Here is a 7326-nt window from a genome sequence, read left to right on the forward strand (position 1 = left end):
ACCACTCAACGATCGCGACGACGAAACTCCACCACGACCTCCAGCGTACCGTCGCTGCCCCGGGGGACATCGTCGATGCGGATCTGATAGTGGTTGCGGGCGGCGGGCTTGCGATCATCGGTATAGTCGATGCCGTTGAAGGTGATCTTCCGGATCTCCAACAGATCCGGCGGGAAGAAGTCCGGCAACACATTGATGGATTCCTGGTCACTGTTGTTGGTGACCTTGAAGTAGACACAGAAGTTGTTGTCGGCCTCATTGTCCGTAGTCACGAAGGCCCGGGTGTAGAGGTGGGCGAGGAAGTTGAGCTCGAAGGCGTGATAGCCGGAGATCGAGTGCCCGCCCTTGTGCGCATAGCCGCCCTCGATGACGGGCAGGCCGTTGGCCGTGGTCCGGAAATAGACCCCCTGGCGACCGCGGTCGAGGAAAAAAAGGTTCCAGAAGCCGATACACTCCCGCGCCAGCTCCAGATATTTACGGTCGTTAACGGTCGCACCGTGCAGGATGAGATAGGCCAGGATACCCTGCTCCTGTTGCCAGAAATCCTTGGTGCAACCGTAGGCGAACTGGGTCGGCATATCATTGGTGGGCTGCCGCTCGACGAGATCGAAAACACCGCCGCGCACCTTGTCCAGACCCACCTCGGCCATACGGTCGCCGAGCCGTTGGGCAAAGGCCAGGAAGGTATCGGCCTGCTTCCGTAACCGGCTCCGCTCCTCGGCGGAGTAGTCGCGATCCTGGGCCCGTTTCTGACAGTAGAAGGCGCAACGGGTGAGGTTCCAGGCGATCTTGAGGTCGTGGCCGACCACGGCCCGGTTCTGCTGCCAGCGCCAGTCCTGGATGGGCTTCCACTGGTCGGTAAAGCGCTCGTTCACGAAGTCCGAGTCGGGGTCCTCGAAGTGTTCGGCGATGATGCGCGAGGTCTCGTCCAGGATGCCCTGGCAAATCTCCAAGAATTTACCCAACTCGAGCTTGGCGGCCCCGCGCGGTATGGGATCCAAGGCTAGGATCAAGTTGATCAGGTAGGCCGGGATATGGTCGCCCACCGAGTTCCAGTTCTTCTGCGAGCGGTTGTCCCCGAGCCCCGGGCTGTCCGGGCGCATGGTGGCGAAATCCAGGTGGGAGTAATAGCCGCCGGTACCGGCAAAACCTGCATCCTTGCGCTCGGACTCGGGGTCCCAGTAGAAGTCCTGGAAGGTATTGACGGTGCGTTGAATGTCCTCCAGCACCTCCCAATCCAAGGTGATCCGGTAGTATTGGGCCAGGCCCGCCAAGGCATAGATCTGCTCGTAGAGCGGGATGGTGTCATGGTCATCCCCGTTCTGCGACGGGATGATGAGGCGCTCCCCGGCAGCGTCGCGCCGGCGCCCATAGGCCCAGAAACAGTGGCGGCCATCGTGGCTGAGGCTGCGAAAGGCCTGGCGCTGGTAGGCGACACCGGCCTTGGCGGCCAGGTAGTAACGGTTCTGGCCGGTCAGGAGATAGGCCGAGGATAGGCCATAGATGAGCCTCGAGAGGGTCGCACACTCCTGGTCTTCGCTCAGCGGCTGACCGGTGATGTTGAGACTGGTGCGGTAGAAGTGGGAGAAATCGTCGATCGCATAGCTGCGCCGGTGCTCGAACAACAGATCCAACCAGCGGTCCGACATCAGGCTCAGCTGGGACAGCCACCAGTGGGTCTCCTCATAGACATAGGTGTCCGGCTCGGAACCGAACAGGTGCACCGCCCGCGCCTCGTAGCGCTGCCTCTCGTCGTCCTTGTAAATCACCCCGTTCACGGTGACAGTGCGATTCACCTGCATGTATCGCTTTAGGTCATCGCGAACGCCGTCTCCGCTCTTTTCACCCTCCGGCTCAGGCACCCGGTCACGTTCCAGCTGGTCCAGGTTGGAGAGCATCTGGTACCAGGTAGTCGGTCCTACTATAGCCTCGAACACATCACCCGAACGGGCCTTGACGGAAAATGACGGTTTGTCGAGATCAATACCCACCACGGAGCCCGTCACCGTCAGATCCTGATAACAGCTATTCAATGCCACGACTGGTTCCTCCTTCCCGAAATGTTAATGACACAGTGCATTAACTACGACCGTAACTAGTACGGACCCCCCGTCTCACGGTCGTCTCCACTACACCGCACTCCGGACCACATATCCTATTCGATAATGGTCATTCCATAATGGACCTCATGGACCAAACGGTCATCCGTTCATCCATTCAAGATAATTAAAGAGTTTAGCCCTTGTAGAAGCATTGTCAATAGGATAAAAAGAATTTTAACAAAACCGTCATTTATCAGTTTGAATATAAAAAAACTAGTTTTAACAAAGAGATAGAAAAAGAAATCGGAAAACAACCATAAGGATTACCCCCTAAAAAACAGCATCCGAGAAGATTTCTTCGGCATGATAAGATCCGAATCGAGTGCGATAAATCTTACGAGCTTATAAACCTAATCCTATACACAACTATTGCGTTTTTACTCGGAACGCAATCCTGCGAAGGAAAAATAGATTACGACGCTCATGATCCAAGCGAATATTTAAAGTATTGCCCCTCGGCAATGAAATAACATCGGATTAATCTGATATCCATGGTCGAAAAAACCACGAATCACGCGAATCAACGCGAACGGATTCGTGTCGATTCGCGTGATTCGGAGTGGAAATCACGAGGTTCGGGGTATACCAATGCCATTAAGTTAAGCCTCAAAGCCCCTCTCCCGGCGAGGGTGTCGCAAAAGCCCCTCTCCCGCCGGGAGAGGGATTGGGGAGAGGGCGAACGAAAAACAGGGATCGATCAATCACAAACGGCGCCGGTGACGTTTAACTTAATGGCATTGCGGGGTATACCGGCTAAGTCGGCGTAGGAATAGTCAGCTAGCGGGTTCGCGGCGCGACCCCGTGGGAGGCCAATCTCCCCCGCCGACCTTCTTTAGTGGTCAGTGGGAGGTCGATGAGAGAGTTGACGTGTTGCATTCGACGCACCAAGGCGTGCTGATCGTCTGCTTAGGTCATGCCGGCGTCTTAACGCAATCGACACCCACATGATCCCCCGCGCGGCCTGTTCGGGCGGACCTCACTTGGGGTGTCGGTTGCGTTAGAGACTGTCTAAGAACTTGCCCGGTTGGCTCCCTCGCCCCCTGGGGAGGGTGTCGTAAAAGCCCCTCTCCCGGTCTCTGGTTCCCACGCAGCGCATAGGAACGAGAAAATGTCGGCGATCCCAGAAGCCGACAGAATGTCGGCGGTCCCAGGGGCCGACAAAGTGTCGGCGGTTCCGGGGACGCTGGGACCGCCGTCTTTCAGACGGCTTACCCACCCAATGACCAGCTGTCGGCAACGGTCAGAGCAGACGCCTTGTGGGCCGCACCGGATAACGCCGGACCGCCGGCAGGTTCGGTTCCCGTGTATACGCAATGGTGGACACCAGCCTGATGTTCTCCGCGGCGCGGAGTGTCTCGGAGACGCTACGAGCCGTAGTCCGTAGGCCGGGTTAGGCGCGTGCTTGGGTGTTCGGTTGAGGACCGTAGGGCGGGAAAGCGCAGCGCATCCCGCCTTGCGGTGGGATGCGGCCAGGCTCCCTGCGGGACGGCGCCTGGCCTTTCCCACCCTATGCGAGCTTCCGAAGGTCCGCGCAGCGGACCCTACGCTGACCAGCTGATTATTGGTCGGGTCCGCGGTGCGGACCGCTGGGATGTTATCGCACGGATCGGCACGAATCGATCCGTGAAGATCCGCGTGATGCGTCGTTTTCTTGGCAGTCGGGCTATGACAAGCCCGGGTTGATCGGACAACCGAACACCGGAACCATGCCTAACCCGACCGACCTTTTTGAGGAAATCGCCTCAATTGAGGCCGCACATGCCGGTAGGACAGCAGGCCCCGGTGTTGCAGGCAGGGGCGGGAGCGGTGCCGCTGCCGAGATTGGTGCTGGAGATGGGGCTGCCGCCGGTAGCCAGGCGGTGGACAGGGGCATCGGTCGGGGTGCCGGCCGGCTCGATGCCGGCGTACTTACAGAGCTCGCCCCAGGTGGACAGGCTTTCGCTCATGCGGTGGTTGACCTCCAACACCCGGCCGTTGGCGTCACAGCGATAATCGTAAGTGGGCATGATGGTTCTCCTGAGAAATGGCAATGGTTTCTTAAGTCTGCGGCATTATATTCAGGGCGCGGGTCGAGGCAAGATGTGAGCATGGCTCGGTCTTTCCGGCCGATCAATCCAGCATGCCGGCTGCCCACAGGCGTCCCCGCAACCCGATTCCGGTGGTATAGCCGACCGTAGCGAATCGTATGCGACCGCTGCCGTCCAACACAAAGCTGGCGGGTACGCCGGATACCCCCCAGGCGGTCGCCAGCACTCCATCGGAATCGGGGATGACGGGGAAGGAGAGGGATGCGCGGCTCAGATGCCCCATGATCTCCGCGGCTCCTCCCGACTGGATGGCCACCGTGATGACGTTGAAATCCTCCGCGATGGCGGCGATGGTGTCATCACCGAATCGGCACACGGGGCACCAGGTGGCCCAGAAATGCACCAGGACCGGCTTGCCCTGCAAGCCGTCGAGATCGAACCTCCCCCCGCCCGCGAGGTCGCCGGTCAGGGCCGGGGCATCGCCGCTGGCGAGGGGCTCCGATCGCCACCAGTGCAGGACCATGAAGATCGCCAGGATCAGGACCAGTTGGCCGAGCCAGCGGTGACTGCGGGGCTTGCTGTTTGCTGCTTTCTTCATAGTTGTCAAGTCCCACCACGCTGAAAAGATCGTCGCGGTTCGCCACTTTCCAGGCGTCGAAGATCTTGGCGAAACGTTCGTGGTTGTCCCGGAGGTACATCGCGTCCTCGGCACAGTCAAGGCAGCGGAGTTGAGGAAGTCGTATGGGATTTCCCGCGAACCGGCCTGTTAAGCGGGCAGCGGCAGCCAAGCGAGGACGCGTTGGATTTGCTCGTCCCAGTAGCCCCAGTCATGACTGCCGGGACCTTCTTCATAGTGGAAGTCGAGACCCAATTCCTGCACCTGGTCGCGGAAGCGATGATTGGCTTCGATCAGGGAATCTTCCGTGCCGCAGCAGGCCCAGAGCTTCGGCTTGGGTCCGTCGCTCGCGGCCAGCTGACGCGCCAGACGCATGAGATCGTGCCCGCTGCCGTCGAAGCCCTTCGGATCGCCGAAGACCAGGCGCAGGTCGCTGCCGAGATCGTCCCAGTCCATCACGCTTGGCGACAGGTCCAGCGCACCGGACAGACTGGCAGCCGCGGCAAAGCGTTGCGGACAGCGCAGCGCCAACTTGAACGCGCCGTAGCCGCCCATCGACAGACCGGCCACGTATGTGTGTTCGCGCGCGCTGCTGATACGGAAGAACGATCTGCAGATCTGCGGGAGTTCCTCGCTGACAAAGGTCCAGTAGGGATAGCCGGACGCCATGTCCGCATAGAAGCTGCGGTGCACGGCCGGCATCACCACGGCCAGTCCCAGTTCGGAAGCGTAGCGTTCGATCGACGTCCGCCGCAGCCAAGTCGTATGATCGTCGCTCAGGCCGTGGAGGAGATAGAGAACGGGGAACTCGCCGCTCCCGACGACGCCTTTGAGACCGATCTGAGACACCGTGCACTGCGGCAGGATCACCTTGGCCGAACAGCAGAGCCCTAGCGTGTCGGAGAAGAAATTGCATTCCATCAGTGCCATGAAAGACCTCCGGGTTGCTTCAAAGGGAACCATCCTACGGGCTAAGAGCCGTCAGCCTGGTTTGCTTAGGTCTCGTCCCTCAACTCAGCCTACCGGCTTAAAATCAATGGGTTAGTTTTTAGATAGCCTCTTAGTGCGGCTCCGCTGTTTCTTCAGGCAGAGCACACCCCGGAAAGTAGGGTGGGAAAGCGTAGCGTATCCCCCCGAAAGCGTGGCTGATAACCGGCTACGCGCCCTCGCTGCTCACCCATTGGACCGACGGTCCGGAGCATGGTTGAGAACACCATCCCTGGTGCATCTCCCGGCCCTTCATCCCTGAAGGGCGTTCGCTCGGCTGCGTTCCATCTGCGCTACGCTATCCCTGCTCCGCTTGCTGGTCCGGGACGGACGTCCTGTCCGTCCCGTGGGCGGCTGCGCGCCCTCGCCGCCCACCCACTGGACAAACGGTCCTCACTCACCCCCCCGTTATGTTCATGTGGCGGAGGAGGACGGAATCCGCCCCGCGGCCGAATTCGTGGCCTTTGGGCTTGTGCTGCATCGCATCGCGGATGGCCTGGCTCAGCTTGGTTTCATCCTCTGGGTGTTCGCGTAGGATATGGCGCAGGTCCAGGGCCTGTTCCTGCCCCAGGCACGGCAACAGCCGACCCTGGGCGGTGACCCGGACCCGGTTGCAATCACTGCAGAAGTTGTGGCTGTGGGGGGATATGAATCCCACCCGGGTCTCGGTCCCCGGGACGCGGTAATAACGCGCCGGTCCGCCGGTGGTCTCCGTGGTGGGGACCAACTGGAAACGGGACCGGAGGTCGGAACGGATGCGGTCGCTCGAATAGAAGACCTGCGCTCGGTCATGTTCGCCGATCTGTCCTACGGGCATCTCTTCGATGAAGCTGATGTTGATCCCTTGGTTGACGGCGAACTGCACCAGGTCCAGGATCTCGTCGTGGTTGCGGTGCTTGAGGATAACGGCATTGAGCTTGATGCGCTCGAAGCCGGCGGCGAGGGCGGCGTCGATGCCGCGCAGCACGGCGGCCAGATCCCCCTTGCGGGTGATGCGCCGGAAGCGTTCAGGCCGTAGGCTGTCCAGGCTGATATTGATACGTCTGACGCCCGCCGCCCGGATTTGTGCGGCCAGTTCCGCGAGCCGGGCGCCGTTGGTGGTGATCACCAGCTCGTCGAGCCCGGACAGGGAGGCGACCTCGCGCATGAGCCACAGGACGTTGCGGCGCACCAGGGGCTCACCGCCGGTAAGGCGAACCTTGCGCACGCCGAGGCCTACAAAGGTCCGGGCCACCTGCGCGATTTCCTCGAGACTGAGCAGCTGGTCACGGGGAGCGAAGCGCTGGTCCGGCTCCACGCAGTAGACACAACGGAAGTCGCACCGGTCGGTGACCGAGATCCGTAGATAGGTGATCCGGCGGCCGAAGCGGTCGATCAAGGCGGTTGGTGCGGAGTCTGTGATCTCAGTGGTCATCGGGAATCGCGCCCCCGTTTTCTCGTCATGCTAACTGATAGCAGATTACCGCCTGTGTGCCAAGCAGGTATCAGCTCGACCACCGTGAATCAGGATCCGAACCTTATGCCCCAGAATGTCCAAGCCCCGATTGCCCACCGGCCCACCGTCATGGTCGGGCTGTCGGGTGGTGTGGATTCT

The 7326-nt window shown here is 60.4% G+C and carries 5 protein-coding genes; all 5 read right to left on the reverse strand.

Going from position 1 to position 7326, the window contains the following annotated elements; all coding sequences use genetic code 11:
* Window positions 1-5: 5 nt before the first annotated feature.
* Window positions 6-2039, reverse strand: coding sequence for an AGE family epimerase/isomerase (locus E1958_RS05695; RefSeq protein WP_207787592.1), 2034 nt, complete (start codon window positions 2037-2039; stop codon window positions 6-8).
* Between the two features lie 1805 nt (window positions 2040-3844).
* On the reverse strand, window positions 3845-4108 hold the full coding sequence (locus E1958_RS05700; protein WP_089728896.1) for an FmdB family zinc ribbon protein: 264 nt from the start codon (window positions 4106-4108) through the stop codon (window positions 3845-3847).
* 103 nt (window positions 4109-4211) lie between these two features.
* Entirely contained in the window at window positions 4212-4727 is a 516-nt protein-coding gene (locus E1958_RS05705) for a protein disulfide oxidoreductase (RefSeq protein WP_133511015.1), read from the reverse strand.
* A 168-nt stretch (window positions 4728-4895) separates the two neighbouring features.
* A complete protein-coding gene (locus E1958_RS05715; protein WP_133511016.1) occupies window positions 4896-5675 on the reverse strand; it encodes an alpha/beta hydrolase in 780 nt (259 codons plus the stop codon).
* A 454-nt stretch (window positions 5676-6129) separates the two neighbouring features.
* Window positions 6130-7146 carry a GTP 3',8-cyclase MoaA gene (gene moaA / locus E1958_RS05720; RefSeq protein WP_133511017.1) on the reverse strand — a complete coding sequence of 339 codons (1017 nt, stop codon included), beginning with the start codon at window positions 7144-7146 and terminating at the stop codon, window positions 6130-6132.
* Window positions 7147-7326 lie beyond the last annotated feature (180 nt).

Origin of the sequence: Candidatus Thiosymbion oneisti, from assembly GCF_004359955.1 — a bacterium.
In the GTDB taxonomy this organism is placed as follows: Bacteria; Pseudomonadota; Gammaproteobacteria; order Chromatiales; family Chromatiaceae; genus Thiosymbion; species Thiosymbion oneisti.

What these genes read in the sequence shown, in the direction of transcription:
- moaA (WP_133511017.1), bottom strand. Translation starts at nt 7,146, where the DNA reads ATGACCACTGAGATCACAGACTCCGCACCAACCGCCTTGATCGACCGC.
- E1958_RS05700 (WP_089728896.1), bottom strand. Translation starts at nt 4,108, where the DNA reads ATGCCCACTTACGATTATCGCTGTGACGCCAACGGCCGGGTGTTGGAG.
- E1958_RS05715 (WP_133511016.1), bottom strand. Translation starts at nt 5,675, where the DNA reads ATGGCACTGATGGAATGCAATTTCTTCTCCGACACGCTAGGGCTCTGC.
- E1958_RS05705 (WP_133511015.1), bottom strand. Translation starts at nt 4,727, where the DNA reads ATGAAGAAAGCAGCAAACAGCAAGCCCCGCAGTCACCGCTGGCTCGGC.